This window comes from Streptomyces sp. SID12501 (assembly GCF_010550245.1).
In the GTDB taxonomy this organism is placed as follows: Bacteria; Actinomycetota; Actinomycetes; order Streptomycetales; family Streptomycetaceae; genus Streptomyces.
The window spans coordinates 215,868-231,374 of sequence record NZ_JAAGLU010000015.1 but is presented as its reverse complement, the minus strand read 5'-3'; the positions used below and the strand labels follow the sequence as shown (position 1 = coordinate 231,374).

Here is a 15,507-nt window from a genome sequence, read left to right as displayed (position 1 = left end):
TCCACGCCGCCCTCCGCGCCGGCGCCAGCGGCTTCCTCCTCAAGGACGCGCGCCCCGAGGAACTCCTCGCCGGCATCCGGGCCGTCGCGGTGGGCGACGCCGTCATCGCGCCCGCTCTCACCCGCCGTCTCCTGGACGAATACGCCCGCTACGTCCCCGCCCACCGAGCGGACTCCGTCGAGGACCCGGGGCTGTGCTCCCTCACCGAACGCGAACGCGAGATCCTCGTCGCCGTCGGCAAGGGCTGGACCAACGGTGAGATCGCCACCCGGTTCGTGCTGTCCGAGTCCACCGTCAAGACCCACGTCGGCCGCGTCCTGACCAAGATCGGCGCCCGCGACCGCATCCAGGCCGTGATCTTCGCCTACGACCACGGCCTCGCCCGGCCCAGCGTGGACTGAACAGACGAGCACTGGTCGGGAAAGGCCGGGCAGCCCGCTCGCTACTGCCGCGCCGACGGCGTCCGTCAGATCTCCAGGCGGTAGCCGTGCCCCCGCAGGGTGGTGATGCGGGGCAGGCTGCCGGGGCGGGCCGAGATGTCGGCGGCCTCGGTGAGGCGCCGGCGCAGGCCGGCCATGGTGACGTCGAGGGTCTTGGTGGAGCCGAACCAGTTCTCGTCCCAGACCTCGGCCATCAGGGTCTCCCGGGAGACGGCCTCTCCTGCGTGCCGGGCCAGGACGGCGAGCAGGTCGAACTCCTTTGGACGCAGCTCGATGTCCGCGTCGTGGAGCGTGCAGCGGCGGGCTGCGACATCGAGGACCAGGTCGGCCAGCCGTACGGGTTCCTGCGACGGCGTGGCGACGACCCGGCGGCGCAGATGGGCGCGGAGCCGGGCGAGCAGCACGGTCAGGCTGAACGGCTTGACGAGGTAGTCGTCGGCCCCCGCGTCCAGTCCGGCGATGACGTCGATGTCGTCCGTGCGCGCCGTCAGGATGATGATCAGCAGGTCGGGATGGCGGGCACGCAGTGTGCGGGCGATGTCCAGACCGTCCATGTCGGGCAGCCCCAGGTCGAGCAGCAGCACGTCGTACGGGGTGCGCGCGGCCTCGGCCAGAGCGGCGGAACCCGTCCGGTTCCAGGTCGGTGCGTAGCCGTTGCCGCGCAGGCCGGATTCCAGATGACGGCCGATGGTGTCGTCGTCCTCGACGACGAGGACACGGTGGCGACTGTGGTCGGCGGTCACGTGCGTACGCATGCTGGACAGCGTAGGAGCGGGCGAGGTGCTCGGCCCTCCCGCTCCCGCCGCTCACAGGTCACGCAGTTCCTCCACGGCGGGCCGGCCGGCGCTGCGGATGCCGTTCAGCGCGGCGGCCAGTACGGCGATGACAGCCGCGCCCGCGGTCAGGGCGAGGTAGCCGCCCGGCACCGACAGGCTCGCGGGCGGTGGATCGAAGACGCCCGTCAGGACCTTCACGAGCATCTCGGACAGGGCCCAGCCGATGAGGGCGCCGCCTGCCAGACCGCCGACGGCCAGTAGCAGGGCCTCGGTGAGGACCATGCCGCGCAGTTGGCCGCTGCGGGCGCCCAGGACGGTGGCGATGGCGAAGGTCCGGCGGCGTTCGGCGAGTCCGAGGGCGAGGACCAGGCCGCCGGCCCCGGCTGCCAGCAGGACGGCGAAGGCGAGTTCGATGCGGGTGAGTCCGGCCAGGTCCACGGAGGTGAGGCTGGTGCCGACGATGCCGCGGGTCTGGGTGAGGTCGGTGACGGTGGCGCCGGTGCCCAGCCGGTGGCGCAGCTGGTCGGCGATCTGCTTCTGGTGGGTGCCGCCGGTGTCGAGCAGGAAGGCGCCGACCGCGTTGCTGCCGGTCGCCTTCGCCACGTAGGCGGCGTTGGCGACGAAGAAGCTGTCCTTCGGCGCGGTAGGGAACTCCTTGACGATCCCGGCGTAGTGGAAGGGCACCGTGCGCAGCGCCCTCGTACGGGCGTCCTGGACACGCAGGTTGACCGTGTCGCCGGGGGAGAGCTGGAAGTCGTGCACGGTCTCCGCGCTGACCAGCAGGTTGTCGGGGCGCTGGGTGAGCCGGCGCATCAGCTGAGCGGCTGTGCCGCCCGAGAAGTAGGCGTCCTGGAGCGAGGTCGCCTTCGCGACGGTGGCGGGCCGGACGCCGTAGAGGTCCTGGAGGTCGGAGCCGACGTAGGCGTAGCGGTGCTGGAGGGGCTCGACGTGCCGGACGCCGGGGACCTTCAGCTTGCCGGCCGCGCTCGGCGGGACCTGGGCGCCGGGCGGTTGGGTGACGGTGACGTCCGCGCCGTTGGTGAGGCGGGCGTCGACCTCGGACTGCTGCCGGTAGGTGGAGTTGAAGACGGCCGTGGAGATCGCGAACGACACCGCGAGGGCGAGCAGCACCACCGAGCGGGCCAGCGGACGCCGACGGCGGGACAGTACGGCCGCCGTGGTCGTGGCGAGGGTCGCGGTCAGCGGCAGGGCGAGGCGGGCCAGCGCCGGTCGGCCGTGGGCGAGAGCCAGCAGGGTCAGCCGCCACAGCAGCAGGGCCGCGCCGAGCCACAGCAGGGCCGGGCCGAGGAACGCCCAGTACGAGACGGAGACACTGGGCACGCCCTCGGGGGCGAGGACCAGGGCGTACTGGTTGCCGGAGGAGGCGCGGAAGACCAGCCACGAGCCGATCAGCAGCGCGAAGTCCAGGCCGCACCGCAGCCACCAGGGCGAACGCGACACACGCCGCTCCCGCCGGGTGTCGGCGACGGTCACCGTGCGCAGATCCCGCAGGGCGGGCACGAGCACGGCGCCGGCGGCCACGACCACGCCGAGGACGAAGGCGATGACGTACCAGAGTGCCCAGGTGCCCGCGCTCGCCCTGAAGGAGGTGGCGCCGAAGGCCAGGCGGCCGGTCAGCGCGGCCAGCCCGAGACCCGCGAGGCTGCCGCCGACGCCGACCAGCGCGGCCTCCAATCCCGCCAGCGCGGTGATCTGACGGGGCCGCAGCCCGCGCAGCCGCAGCAGGCCCTGCTCCCGGCGGCGCCGTTCGCCGCCCGCCGAGGCGACCGCCACGGTCAGCGCGGCGGCCAGGACGGCACCGGGGAAGCCGAGGAAGAGGAAGAGGATCTGGGCGTAGAGGGCGTCCTGGCGGGCGGAGTCGAGGGCCGCGCCGAGGTTGTTCCCGACGAGCACCGTGCCGGCCGACCTGGCCTCCAGGTTGTGGGCGGCGCCGGTGACCGAGGTGAAGGCGGCGGCCGGGTCGGCCGGCAGTTTCGCGTCGCGGGCCACGTGGAGCTGGGTGGTGACGTCGGTGGCTCCCCGGGTGAGGGAGGCGAACCGGGCGGCGGGCAACAGGACGACGTTGTCCGGGGGAGCGGTCGGCTGGGACTGCGCGGGCGCGCCGACCTTCTGGAACAGTGAGTCGGCCTGGGGCAGGTCGACCACACCGTCCACCCGCACCTGCCGCAGTCCGGCGCCGGGCAGCCGTACGCCGATGGTGTCGCCGGGGGCCGCGTGCAGGTTGGAGGCGGTCTGCTGGGCGAGCAGGACGCCGGTGCCGGAGCCCGAGAGTGTGCGCAGTTCGTCGGGGAAGCGGCTGCGGTAGTCGGCCGGCAGGCCGAGCGCGACCCCCGGTCCGGTGGTCTGGGTGCTGCCTCCCACGGTGGCGGTGAAGCCGGTGGTGCGGGCGAAGCCGACGGGCAGCGCGGCCCGGGTGCCGGGAGTGGCCCGCACCAGGGACCGGACGGCGTTCGGGTCGGCGCCCGGCTGTATTTCGACCTGCCAGTCCACGGCGACCGAGCGGACCGCGCGCTGGGTCATGGTCGCCTTGGACGCGGTGAGGAAGGAGCCGAGCGCGGCGACGAGTGCGACGGCGAGGGCGATTCCGGCGACGGCGGCGAGGAGCCGCCCGATACGGTGGCGGGTCAGTCCGCCCGCCCAGGCGGTGATCATGACAGGCTCCCTGATGGGTCCGGCGCTTCCGCCGTTTCGGGTGCGAGCAGTCGGCCGTCGCGCATGGTCCGCCGTACGGTGAGCCGGGCGGCGACGGCCGGGTCGTGGGTGGTGACGACGAGGGCCGCGCCCGTCCGGTCGGCCGCCGCCAGCAGGGCGTCCAGGACGCGGGCGCCGGTGGCGTGGTCGAGGCGGCCGGTGGGCTCGTCGGCGAGGATCAGGCGCGGCGCCTGCGCCAGGACGCGGGCCACGGCCACCCGCTGGGCCTGTCCGCCGGAGATCTCGTCGGGCAGCCGGTCGGCCAGCCCGGCCGCGCCGACCACGTCGAGCGCCTCGGCGACCGACCGGCGGGTCTCCTCCCGCGGACGTCCCGCGAGGACGAGCGGCAGCGCGGTGTTCTCCGTGACGTCGAGGGCGGGGATGAGGCTGTCGGCCTGGAAGGCCAGGCCGATGTCCCGCGCCTCGTGGAGTCCGGGCCGGGCGATCGTGCCGCCGGTGGGGCGTTCCAGCCCCGCCAGCAGATGCAGCAGGGACGACTTCCCCGAACCGGACGGGCCCACGACCGCCAGCCGGTCGCCGGAGCGGACGTCCAGGTCGGCGCCGTGCACCGCCACCACGGCGGTGGGGCCCCGGCCGAAGGTGAGCGCGACACCCCGGCAGGAGAGGAGCAGGTCAGCGGAGGCCATGGCCGTGCTCCTTCGCATGAGCCGTGCCCCGGTGTCCCTCGTGGGCCCGTCCGTCGTCCAGTGTGATCACTCGGTCGGAGCCGCGCACCGCCTCCGCGCTGTGCGTCACGATCAGCACCGCGCAGCCGTCCGCCGCCCGGTCCCGCAGCATCCGCAGCACCAACTGCTCGGTGCCGCCGTCGAGTTCACCGGTCGGCTCGTCGGCCAGCAGCACGGCCGGGGTGTTGGCCAGTGCCACGGCCAGCCCCGCGCGGGCCAGCTCCCCGCCGGACAGTTGCCGGGGCAGCACGCCGGCCCTGCGCCCCAGCCCCACCTGTTCCAGCAGCGCCTCGGCCCGTACGGCGGGCCGGCCGCGCACCGCATGCTGGGCGATCCGGATGTTGTCGCGCACGGTCAGATGCGGAAGCAGGTTGCGTGACTGAAGGAGCACCCCCACGTGCCGGGCGCGCAGCCGGGCGCGTTCGGTCTCGGGCCGATGGCTGATGCGCACGCCCGCCACCCGGACCTCGCCGCCCGACGGCTCGTCGAGACCTGCCAGGCACGCCAGAAGGGTCGACTTGCCCGCCCCCGAGGGGCCGACGACGGCGACCGTCTCCCCCCGCCGCACCCGCAGTGACACCCCGCGCAACGCGAGCGTCTCCTCCTCGCCGGCCCGGTAGAAGCGGTACAGCTCCCGGGCGGCCAGCACCACGTCGTCGTCCGAGGGCCCGGCGGGCTCCGCACTCACCATCGCACTCATCATCGTGCTCACCGCCACGCGAACGAGTCGCTGACGGTTCGCCACGGGTCGACGTTGTCGGCGTTGACGGGGCCGGACAGGGTCAGGTCCACCTCATGGCCCTGCCGGGAGAAGGCGTACCGCTCGAACGCGTCCCGCACCACCTTGCCGGTGACCGGGTCCCTGGCCGAGTCGCCCTGGTAGGTGAGAAGGACGACGGGGCCCGCCTTCCGGGTCACCTGCGACACCTTCGGGGACGCGAACTTCGTTACACGGCCGCTCAGTTGCGGGACGACGGTGCTGTTGACCGAGGCGACGGTCGGGGCGGTGGAGGCGGTGGCCGTCGTGATGGTGACGCTGTTCAGCTTGTCCGTGAACACGGTCGCACCGCCCTTGTCGGTGCGGGCCCAGCCCTCCGGCACCTTCACCGTGAACCCGGTGAAGCCGCCGGTGGGCCGGTAGGCCACGAACACCTGGTTGTCGGGGATGTCCCCGGGCGGGTTCGACTCGGTGGGGGCCGGGTTCGCCCGCACCGGGGCCGTCGAGCCCGAGCCGGAGTGGGCCCCGGACGACGATCCGGAACACCCCGCGATCACCGCCGCGACCACCGTCACTGCGACGACGCCGGCGGAAGTACGTGCGTATGACATGCCACTGCCCTCCCGAGGAACTGCCGGGAACTGCTTCCTGGTCATGCCACCGACGCTAGAGAGCCGTCGGTTAACGCCCCGACCGCCGACGGTTAGACGACGGCAAAAGCGCGTGGCGGACCGTCCCCGGGCCGGTCGGGAGCCCGCAGGATGGGGTCATGAGACAGCGCGTGGTGCGAGTCGCCCTCACCGCCGCCCTGGTCGCCGTCGTCCTCCTCGCCGTCCCCCTGGCCCTGGCCATCAGGTCGACCCTGTACGCCGACCAGCGCGACACCCTGGAACGGGCGGCGCTGTCCGGCGCCGTACGCGTCAGCCCGGACTACGTGACCGGCGACCCCGTGGAACTGCCCGCGCCACCGGCCGGCGGACGCCTCGGCCTGTACGACCCCGCGCTGCGGCTGCGGGCAGGCACCGGCCCCCGCACCGGTGACACGGTCGTGCGACGGGCGCTGGCCGCGGAGGTGGTGCGCGGCCGGGCGGGCGGTGACCTGGTCGTCGCGGTGCCCGTGTCGCACGACGAGCAGGTGATCGGCGTCGTACGGGCCTCCTCCCCGGCATCCGCCGTGCGCGACCGTGTCCTGCTCGCCTGGGCGGTCCTCGCCGGGGTCTGTGCCCTCGCGCTGACGGTGGCCGTCCTCGTCGCCCGCCGCCAGGCGCGGGTGCTGGCCGCGCCGCTGGAGGACCTCTCCCGGCACAGCCGGGCGGTCACCGCCGGCGACCTGAGCGCCCGGGCCGCGTCCAGCAATGTCGCCGAGATCGACCAGGTCGCCCGCACCCACAACGAGATGCTGCACAGCCTGACCGAACTCCTGCGCCACGAAAGGGACTTCACCGCCAACGCCTCACACCAGCTGCGCACCCCGCTGACCGGACTCCAGCTCACTCTGGAAGCCGGACTGGCCGAGGACGACGACGCCCGGCTGCGGCCCGTCATCGAGGAGACGCTGGCCACCACCCGGCGCCTGCACGACACGGTGGAGGAGGTGCTGCGCCTGTCCCGCTCCCGCGGCCGTTCGGGATCCGTCACCCCGGACACCATGGTGTCCCGGCTCGTGCGGGACACCGAGGGGCGCTGGCACGGCCTGTTCGCCGGTGACGGCAGACGCCTGGAGTGCGAGACCCGTGACGTACCGGACGATGTCCTCGTCCCGGGCGCCCCGGTCAGCGAGATCCTCGGGATCCTGCTGGACAACGCGCGCGTGCATGGACGCGGCACGGTCCGCCTCACGGTGCGGGACCTCGAGGACGCCCTCGCCTTCGACGTCGGCGACGAGGGCGAGGTTGAGGTCGAGGGCGGCGGTGAAGGCGGGACAGCACGGCTCTTCGACCGCGGGCACAGCGGTGGCGGCCCGGGAGAGGGGATCGGCCTCGCCCTCGCCCGCGACCTGGCCGTGTCCCTGGGAGGGAGGCTCTCCCTGGCGGGCCGCCGTCCTGCCACGTTCACCCTGCTCGTCCCCGTACGGCAGGAGGGGGAGGACGTGAAGGGCGGTGGCTGAGGATCGTTCAGGGGGTTGCCGCGGGAACGGGAACGCGCCGGAGGCGACTGACGATGCGGCTCGCGGCGCTCTTCTGCAGCAGCCCGTAGGCGAGGACCGGCAGCAGCAGGTGCGGTTTGTCGGGCAGGCACGTGGTGATCAGGACCGCGCTCGCGCTGCTGTTGTTCATGCCGCAGGCGAGTGTCAGTGACGAGGCGGTACCCGCCTCCAGCTGCAGGATGTGCGCGGCGGCCCGGCCGACGGCGAAGGAGAGCAGACAGATCAGGGCCGCCACAGCCAGGGCGGCGGCGAACAGCAGAGGGCGTGGCCGGGTCAGGGCGGAGCCGAGGGCGCCGCTGGCATTGACATAGGTCAGCAGCAGCGAGCCGGCCAGCGCCAGAGGTGTCACCGCGAGATGGAGGCGGCGCAGCCGGCTCGCGGGGAGGGCGAGTGCGCCCAGGAGGCCGGCCGCGCAGGGCAGGACCACGGTGGTCAGGCCGAATCCGCCCTGGGCCAGCCGACCGGTGTCGGCGAGGGTGCTGGCGTAGCCGCCGCTGAGCAGCGGCGCCAGGGCCCCCAGTAGCAGGGGGATGGTGAGCGGGCTGATGAGGGTGGAGGCCAGGACGAGGCCCACCATCGTGGGCTGGTCGCCATCGCCCTTGTCTGTCCATACGGTGGCCCCTGCGGCGACGGGCATCGCCACGACGAGGATCATGGCGGTGAGCAGTCCGCTCCCTCCGTCGGCGTCGGGGGTGCGCCGCAACAGGAAGGCGGCGAGCGGCACGACCGCCAGTGGGATGGCGAGGTGCAGCACGAGCCCGGCGAGCAGGGCCTTCGGTTGCCGCAGCAGGTGGCCCAGCGCGCGGACGGGGACCTGGAGTCCGGCCGAGAACAGCACCAGGGACAACAGAAGCGGTGCGGTGTTCAACGGCAGGTGTGTCAGCGGTAAGGGATGGGGGCGGCGCAGCCACAGGCCAGGTCCGGGCAGGAGCAGGGCGAGGACGTAGGACAGGACGACGGCGCGGCCGAGCCGGTGCCGCAGCCAGGACGCGGCGCGGGTGTACATGCGTTCATCGTGATCAGGCCGGACGCGGCGGCCCGGGAAAGCCGCGCGGCAGTCAGGATGCGTTCAGGTAACCGCTGGCAGTGTCCCGCCCCATGACCTATGAACTCTCCGAGACTCCTGAGGCCGAACCGGGCACGAGTGCCTCCGCCCGCCCCTCCCACCGCCTGCGCTGGAACAAGGTCCCCGAAGTCACCGCCTACTTCTGGATCATCAAGGTGCTGTGCACGACCGTCGGCGAGACCGCGGCGGACCTGCTCAACGAGAAGGCCGGTCTGGGCCTGACCGGTGTGTCGCTCCTGATGAGCGCGCTGCTCGCGGTCGTCCTTGTCGTGCAGTTCCGTACGACCGCCTACCGCGCGGGCGTCTACTGGCTCGCCGTCGCCCTCATCAGCGTCGTCGGCACACTGATCAGCGACAACCTCACCGACAACATGGGCGTACCGCTGGAGACGACCACCACGGTCTTCGCGCTCCTCCTCGCGGTCGTCTTCGTCGTCTGGTACCGGCGTGAGCGGACCCTGTCCATCCACAGCATCGACACCACCAGCCGTGAGGCGTTCTACTGGCTGGCCGTGCTGTTCACGTTCGCCCTCGGCACCGCGGCCGGCGACCTGGTCTCCGAGCGCATGGATCTCGGCTACTGGCTCGCGGCCGTCCTGTTCGCCCTGGCCATCGGCGCCGTCGCGCTCGCGCACTTCACGCTGGGCCTGGACGCGGTGTGGAGCTTCTGGATCGCCTACATCCTCACCCGCCCGCTCGGGGCCTCGATCGGCGACTACCTCTCCCAGCCGACCGGCGACGGCGGCCTCGGCTTCGGCACCGTTGTCACCAGCGGGCTGTTCCTGGCGGTCATCCTCGGCCTGGTCGTCTACCTGGCGGTGACCCGCAAGGACGTCGTGGACCCCGGGCGCGTTGATCGGCAGACGGCCTGAACGGCTCGCGAGGCGTTCAGGAGGCGGCGTGACTTCAATGGGCTTGGGACCGCAGGGCCGGGGCCTCGGCTGCCCCACGGGCGCGGCGACCCTGTTTGTGATCTTCGCCGTACGGCGGCTGCCGTGGATGAAGTTCGCGATCCGCGATCATCGTCTTCAACACCCTCGCAGGATGCGTGTGGGCGTTGCGCCCTCGCCCTGCGCGCCGCCCTCATCGTCGCCCCCGCTCCCCGCCCCTCCACCCTGAGCACCCCCGACACCGGTCGTGCCCCGCGTCGTGGTGCAGGGGATCAGAGGGGGAGCCTTTGGGTTTTGCGTGCTGTTGTGGTGCCAGGTGTGGTGAGTGCGCTCTGGTGTCTGCGGATGACCGACCCGCTGCCGATGAGGAGAGCGTTGGGGGTGAAGTGCGGGTTGGTGAGGTGGCGTTCGAGGGAGGGGAGGTAGTTCCAGCGGATGGCTGGGTGGGCGGAGTGGGCGTAGTGGTGGAGGTCGCCGTAGGGGAGCCAGGTGGTGGCGGCGAGGTGGGCGAGGGTGCGGTTGGTGGGGTAGAGGCGCAGGCAGCGGCCTGCTTCGATCCAGGTGGGGGTGCCGGTGCGGGGGTCGGGGTCGAACCAGGTGTGTTCGTTGAGGAGGCTGAGCCAGGAGAGTTGGGGGTAGAGCAGGAGGCGTGGGACGAGGAGGCCGGCGACCAGTCCGCTCCAGCCGCCGAGGGTGTAGGCGAGTACGGCCAGGAGGAAGAGGGCTGCCCTCCGGTGCCAGCTGTTGGTATTGCGCAGGAGGTCGGCGGTCGTCGTTCTCACTCCACCGGGGGTGAGGGGAAAGACGAGCGCCCGGAGGAAATGGGTCCGTGGGACGCCTGGGCGCAGGCCGGCCGTGTGAAGTTCGGCGAGGTTGGGGTCGTTGTCAAGAGTCGCGTGGGGATGGTGGTCACGGACGTGTGTGCGGTGGCGGACAGTGACCGGGGGCAGGCCGAGAGGGTGGTGGGCGAAGATCTCGGCGAGGAGGAGATTGGCCCGCCGGGTGCGGGCGAGGACCCCGTGGACGGCGAAGTGGCTGATCTCCTGGAGATGGCGGAAGTGGATCCCTACCGCTGTCGCCGTGACTACGGCAGCCAGCGGGCCCTGCGCGGCAAGCAGCCACCAGCCGGTGATCTGCACCCACTGGCCGATGAGAAGCAGGGCCGGGGTCAGGTCGTTGGCCCGGGCTCGCTGGAGTTCGCGGAGGCTGGTGGAGTCTGCGGTACGCGGCCGGGTGCGGGCGAAGTGGGCCCGGTCGGCTTGGCGCAGGGCGATGCCGGTGACGAGCATGGCTATGCACAGCAGCACGGACAGTCCCGGGGCAGGAGGGAAGCGCGCGGTTGGCTGCCCGCGCGTGACTGTCACGAACCGTAATCTGTGTAACTAGCTTTGTCAGGTGTGCTAATGGCCTCTGGCTGAAAGCGATCTCCCGCGGTGCCGGGGGGCTACAGCTGGTCGACTGTCCCCTCGGCGCGGTCGCCTGCCCAGGTGGCGCCGCTGAGCATGGCGCGGATGCCGTTCTCGTAGGACTGGAGTGTGGTGACGGCGGAGTCGGGTCCGTGGCCCCAGACGGACTCGAAGCGGCCGGTCCACCGCTCGACGCCTTTGAAGTAGACGGAGGAGCGGCCCCGGGAGTAGTCGGCGTCGCCCTGTTCCTCTTCGACCAGGACAGCGGCAGAGGCGAGAATGACGACATCCACGGCCTGGTCGGCGCGGAGCCGGTCGCGAACGGCGAGGCCGCAGGTGACGCCCATCTGGCGGTGCATGTCGATGAGTTGCAGGAGGTCGCGGGCGTAGTCCTCGCGGACGAGGTCGGCGCGGTAGCAGATGAACAGACGCTGGATGGTGCCGCCGGCCTCCAGCAGGCGGCGGTTGGCGGCGAGGTACTCGCGGCGCTGGGTGAGTACGGACGGGTTGGTGGTCAGGTCGGCGGCCAGGATGCGCAGGGGGTCGGTGCGGGCGTCGACCAGGGTTTTGACCAGCATGACGGACAGGCGCGGGACCTCGGTGGCGTACACCCGAAGGTGTCCGTCGGCGATCTCGCCGTAGTCGGAGATCAGGTCCTGTTCCAACCGGCCGCGGATGACGTCGTAGTAGCGGACGTCGTCCATCGCCTTGAGGTTGTTCGCACGGCGCAGCGTGATGTAACGGCTTCTGAGCCAGAGGTGGTTGGCTGTAAGCCAGACGACCAGGACGGTCTCCGTGAGGAGCAGGGCGTTCTTGACGCCGGTCTGCTCGTTCACCCAGGCGATCACGGGGACGACGATGCCCGCCAGCCCGATGAGCGCGTTGAGGACGGGCGAGATCAGCCAGTCCTTGGCCCGGGTCACCCCGTCGTTGCGTGAGGTGCTCATGACGTATACCGCCCCCTGATTGTTCCAGTCGGTCATGGTGGTTGTGGTGGTGATGATCCGTGTCGCCGTTACGGCCGGGACGGGGCGACGGGGATGTCGTAGGCGATCTCCCACTGGTTCGCCGGGGCCAGGAGATCCGCGGTCTCCACGGCCCGCCCCGAGGCGTCGTAATGGGTCCGTTCGATCAGCGTGGCGCGCGAGCCGACCGGCGCTCCGAGGAGGTGGGCCTGTTCCCGGTCGACCTGGACGGGACGGGGAACTTCCCGCACGCGGGTGACCTCGACTCCGATGTGGCCCATCCGCGCAGGCACGCCGCGGCCGGCCAGCGGGCCGCCCTCGGGCAGGACGATCACACTTCCCCCGGTGATGGCCATCGGCTCCCAGCTGGTCAGCAGCAGTACCGGCCGGTGCTGGAGGAGGAACTCGTAGACGGTGCGGACACAGTGCGCGCCCTCCTCGATCCCGAGTCGGCCTGCGACAACGGGGGGAGCGGGCACCTTGGCCTCGCTGTCCGCCTCCCAGGTGCCGGCGAAACCGGCCGGGGCGGCTGTGTTGTTAACGGAACCCGCCTCTTGGGTACGCCACAGAGTGTGCCGCTGGCGTGTCGCGCGTACGTACGTGCCGGACCCGGCACGCCCTTCCAGGAGACCTTCGTCGATCAGGAGTTCCTGCGCACGGCGCACCACGTTCTCTCCGGCCCCGCCGAAGTCGCGCCCCAGGGCCGAACGTGACGGAAGCCGGTGCCCCGGCGGCCAGGTGCCGTCAGCGATCCGGGCCCTCATCGTGTCCGCCACCACCAGGTAGGGAGCCGGGGAAGCCGAGGTTCCGTCGGCCATGCTCCTCCTCGCGCTCGCGCGCCGCCCTGTACGGATTGACAAAGTTAGTCCACTAGCTGAAAGCTAGTGGACTAGAAATGCGGAGGGTGATATTGAAGCGAGTGGACGGTGGGGAAGTGGGCAAAGGCCGCCAGAACTCCGCTGTTGACGTACTCGTTGAGCGAATCGTCGGCCTGACGAGAAGTCAGCCGCGCGTCTCCCGGGACTCCTCCGGCATCCGTATCGAGTTCGACGTGACACCAGACGCGACGAGGCAGTGGCAGCAGGTCCTTGCCCTCTTGGAACAAGGCACGGCCTTCGGAATGACCGACACCGAAGAAGCGCAGGTCGCCTGGGTGCGGATGCCGCCAGAGGCCAACGACGACGACCCCGCTGCCCGATGAACAACCGCCACCGCACGCTTTCTCCCCAGTCCATCCCCTTCGCCAAGGGGCACGGCGCCCACAACGACTTCATCGTCCTGCCCGATCCCGCCGGACGGCTCGACCTCACACCCGCCGACATTGCCCACCTGTGCGACCGCCGCCGGGGCATCGGAGCCGACGGACTCCTGCGAGCAGTCCGCTGCACCGCTGTCCCGGAGGCCGCTTCCATGGCGAACGAAGCCGACTGGTTCATGGACTACTACAACGCCGACGGCTCCCAGGGGACCATGTGCGGCAACGGGATAAGGGTCCTTGCCCGTTACCTGACAGATCGTGGACTCTGCCCGACCGGAACCACGAAGATCGCCACCCGCGCAGGGACCCGTGCAGTCCATGTACCTCCGGGAAAGAGCCACAACGACACGATCGCCGTGGACATGGGCAGCCCCTACCTGCCAGGCACTCCCGGCGTCACCGTCCTCGCAGCCGGACGTCACTGGCAAGCCGTCCACGTCGACATGGGCAACCCCCACGCCGTGGCCTTCCTCGACGACCTTTCCCTCGCCGGGCCCCTACGAGTCCCCCCGAAGGCCATCCCGCACAGCGCCTACCCGGAAGGCGTCACGGTGGAGTTCGCCCTCCGCGTCAGCCACCAGCACCTCTCTCTGCGGATACACGAACGGGGCGTCGGCGAGACGTACGCATGCGGTACCGGAGCCTGCGCCGCGGTCGCGGCCCTGCGCCACCTCGACCGGCACACGGATGCCAGGACCTACATCGTCGACGTACCAGGAGGCCGCCTCGGAGTGACCGTGCACCAGGACGGGACGATGACGCTCGAAGGCCCCGCGCTCATCGTCGCTCACGGGACCGTAGGGGCGGCCGGGGAGAGTGCCAATGGTCTGCCGAGCCTGTAGGTGATGGGCAGTGGGCGATGAGGCAGTGGTTCGGCTCGCAGAGCGTTTCGTGGATGCCGGCCGTTCGTTCCGACCAGGTCCACACGGGCGCCCCTCCTTGCGACGGCAGCTTGCTACGCCCGGAGGGGACCTGGGGCCAGGATGCGGCTGGTCCTAACGTCGCAGAGGTGGCCAGGCGGATCCCGCGGAAATCCGGTCTCGACCCGCGCCGCGACGTCCAGGTGCTGACCCTCATGCACCGCTGCCCCACTGTCCGCCCTCCGCCTCCTGGCCGAGGTGAGGTTCACGCGACCAGATCTGAGCGCGCCTCAGCGGGCCGTCAGGCCGGCGTCGGTGAAGCGCCGCATCAGCGAGGGCTTGCCGCGGTGCTGATCGCGCAGGTCGTGGAGGCGCCGGGCGAACTCCTCGGGGGTGCCCGCCCGGTCGTGGACCTCGCGGAGATCCTTCAGGAGGGTGACGGCGGTGTCGTACGGGCCGGGCTGTTTCTGCCCGATCAGGTGGGCGATGTCCTGCCAGGCTTGCTCGGCGTTCTCGGCCAGGCGGTCCAGGTGGCTCTCGCGAGCCCGCTGTTCGGCTCGGCGGGCCTGGGCGCGGGCCTGTTCCTGCTGCCGTGTGTGCTCGCTGCGCACCTCGTGGGCGGCGTCGAGGAGTTCCGCGGCTGAGCGGCGCCGGGCAGCGGTGGACACTTCGGCCGTACCACGGATCGCGGCGCGGTGGCGGGCCAGCAGAGCGGGGCCTGGTTGCGGGGCGGTGTCGAGGGCTGCGTCCAGCAGCAGGGTGTCCTTCTCGCGTGATGGCAGGGCTCGGATCCAGGCGGTGAGTGCGTCTTTGTCGATTGCCTGGGAAGGGGTGGCAACACTGGCGCGGGCAGCAGCGGTGAGCAGGTGCGGGTCGACGTGCAGGAAGTCCGCCAAGCCCTGCTGCGGGCCGGTAAGTCGGGCAAGACCTGCGGGTACGGGCGGCTCGACGGTGGAGGTGTACTCGCCCTCGTCGACATCCTCCTCCAACTCCCAGCGGGTGAGCGCGGAAAGCCAGGCCAGATAGAGGGGACGCAGGTCGCCCGCGGCGAGTTCGGCACGCAGGGTGGTGAACGAGGCGAGAGTGAAGGAGGTCTCGAAGTCCCACTCGCCGCCGTCTTCGGACGAGTAGGCGAAGTCGAGCAGCAGATGCCCTTTCCTGGTCCAGCAGGTCAAGGCGTCTTCCACACAGTACGGTTCGGCGCTGCGGGCGGGCAGCAGGGTGGTGGGCAGGCGCAGCATCAGGCGACGCGAGCCCCAGTTGGCGAAGTACAGGTGGGCGTCGTACACCTGCTCCATCAGTTTGCGCTCATCGCCGCGGAAGTCGCCGTAGTGGTATTCGTTGACGAAGTGTGTCGCGCTGATCCTGGCCCGGCTCGACAGCGCCCGTACCTCTTCGAGCTCGTCCTTGGTCAAGGGTCGGTCGATGGCCTGGAACTCGTAGTACTGGTACTCGCTCACGGCCGTGCAGCCTACTGGCAGGCGCTGCGGCTCATCTCACGGGACCTGGTTGTGATGCCTCGTTCGGGACCCATCCACGGCTACGGTCCTGGCGGTGCCGTCGGGTTCGTAGGATCGGGCCGAC

At 71.4% G+C, this 15,507-nt stretch carries 15 protein-coding genes; 5 read left to right on the top strand and 10 right to left on the bottom strand.

The features are described 5' to 3' along the window. Positions 1-401, top strand: a 401-nt coding sequence (locus G3I71_RS20150) for a response regulator transcription factor (RefSeq protein ID WP_164316193.1), incomplete at its 5' end; no start/stop codon positions are given. Between the two features lie 65 nt (positions 402-466). Here the strand turns inward: G3I71_RS20150 and G3I71_RS20145 are convergent. Genes G3I71_RS20145 through G3I71_RS20125 form a run of 5 tightly spaced genes read right to left on the bottom strand, consistent with a single transcriptional unit; the run spans position 467 to position 5,943 of the window. Beyond that, positions 467-1,195 (bottom strand): response regulator transcription factor, encoded by a 729-nt coding sequence (locus G3I71_RS20145; protein WP_164316192.1) that lies wholly within the window; start codon positions 1,193-1,195, stop codon positions 467-469. 51 nt (positions 1,196-1,246) lie between these two features. After that, on the bottom strand, positions 1,247-3,889 hold the full coding sequence (locus G3I71_RS52285; RefSeq protein WP_164316191.1) for an ABC transporter permease: 2,643 nt from the start codon (positions 3,887-3,889) through the stop codon (positions 1,247-1,249). Beyond that, positions 3,886-4,575 (bottom strand): ABC transporter ATP-binding protein, encoded by a 690-nt coding sequence (locus tag G3I71_RS20135; protein ID WP_164316190.1) that lies wholly within the window; start codon positions 4,573-4,575, stop codon positions 3,886-3,888. The genes G3I71_RS52285 and G3I71_RS20135 overlap by 4 nt, the downstream gene beginning before the upstream one ends. Beyond that, positions 4,562-5,305 carry an ABC transporter ATP-binding protein gene (locus G3I71_RS20130; protein ID WP_164316189.1) on the bottom strand — a complete coding sequence of 248 codons (744 nt, stop codon included), beginning with the start codon at positions 5,303-5,305 and terminating at the stop codon, positions 4,562-4,564. Before G3I71_RS20130 ends, G3I71_RS20135 begins: the two co-directional genes overlap by 14 nt. Positions 5,306-5,322: 17 nt before the next feature. Continuing rightward, a complete protein-coding gene (locus tag G3I71_RS20125; RefSeq protein WP_164316188.1) occupies positions 5,323-5,943 on the bottom strand; it encodes a hypothetical protein in 621 nt (206 codons plus the stop codon). A gap of 158 nt (positions 5,944-6,101) precedes the next feature. Between G3I71_RS20125 and G3I71_RS20120 the strand changes: the two genes are divergently transcribed. Then, on the top strand, positions 6,102-7,439 hold the full coding sequence (locus G3I71_RS20120; RefSeq protein ID WP_164316187.1) for a HAMP domain-containing sensor histidine kinase: 1,338 nt from the start codon (positions 6,102-6,104) through the stop codon (positions 7,437-7,439). A 7-nt stretch (positions 7,440-7,446) separates the two neighbouring features. On the opposite strand, the gene G3I71_RS20115 is transcribed toward G3I71_RS20120, so the two are convergent. After that, positions 7,447-8,484 (bottom strand): sodium-dependent transporter, encoded by a 1,038-nt coding sequence (locus tag G3I71_RS20115; RefSeq protein ID WP_164316186.1) that lies wholly within the window; start codon positions 8,482-8,484, stop codon positions 7,447-7,449. A 92-nt stretch (positions 8,485-8,576) separates the two neighbouring features. Here G3I71_RS20115 and G3I71_RS20110 point away from each other — a divergent pair, with 92 nt between their 5' ends. Beyond that, positions 8,577-9,416 carry a hypothetical protein gene (locus G3I71_RS20110; protein ID WP_164316185.1) on the top strand — a complete coding sequence of 280 codons (840 nt, stop codon included), beginning with the start codon at positions 8,577-8,579 and terminating at the stop codon, positions 9,414-9,416. Positions 9,417-9,706: 290 nt separating this feature from the next. Here G3I71_RS20110 and G3I71_RS20105 read toward each other — a convergent pair whose 3' ends face one another. From G3I71_RS20105 to G3I71_RS20095, 3 genes are all read right to left on the bottom strand, one after another. Then, positions 9,707-10,798, bottom strand: coding sequence for a fatty acid desaturase (locus G3I71_RS20105; protein ID WP_343243010.1), 1,092 nt, complete (start codon positions 10,796-10,798; stop codon positions 9,707-9,709). Between the two features lie 80 nt (positions 10,799-10,878). Next, a complete protein-coding gene (locus tag G3I71_RS20100) occupies positions 10,879-11,787 on the bottom strand; it encodes a hypothetical protein (protein ID WP_164316184.1) in 909 nt (302 codons plus the stop codon). 68 nt (positions 11,788-11,855) lie between these two features. Further along, complete coding sequence (locus G3I71_RS20095) at positions 11,856-12,623, bottom strand: GntR family transcriptional regulator (RefSeq protein WP_164316183.1); 768 nt, start codon at positions 12,621-12,623, stop codon at positions 11,856-11,858. 116 nt (positions 12,624-12,739) lie between these two features. Here G3I71_RS20095 and G3I71_RS20090 point away from each other — a divergent pair, with 116 nt between their 5' ends. Further along, the gene (locus tag G3I71_RS20090; RefSeq protein WP_164316182.1) at positions 12,740-13,006 is read left to right on the top strand and encodes a hypothetical protein; all 267 of its coding nucleotides are present in this window, start codon (positions 12,740-12,742) and stop codon (positions 13,004-13,006) included. Then, a complete protein-coding gene (dapF, locus tag G3I71_RS20085) occupies positions 13,003-13,905 on the top strand; it encodes a diaminopimelate epimerase (protein ID WP_164316181.1) in 903 nt (300 codons plus the stop codon). The genes G3I71_RS20090 and dapF overlap by 4 nt, the downstream gene beginning before the upstream one ends. A 308-nt stretch (positions 13,906-14,213) precedes the next feature. On the opposite strand, the gene G3I71_RS20080 is transcribed toward dapF, so the two are convergent. Next, positions 14,214-15,383, bottom strand: a complete 1,170-nt coding sequence (locus G3I71_RS20080; RefSeq protein WP_164316180.1) for a hypothetical protein — start codon at positions 15,381-15,383, stop codon at positions 14,214-14,216. Positions 15,384-15,507 lie beyond the last annotated feature (124 nt).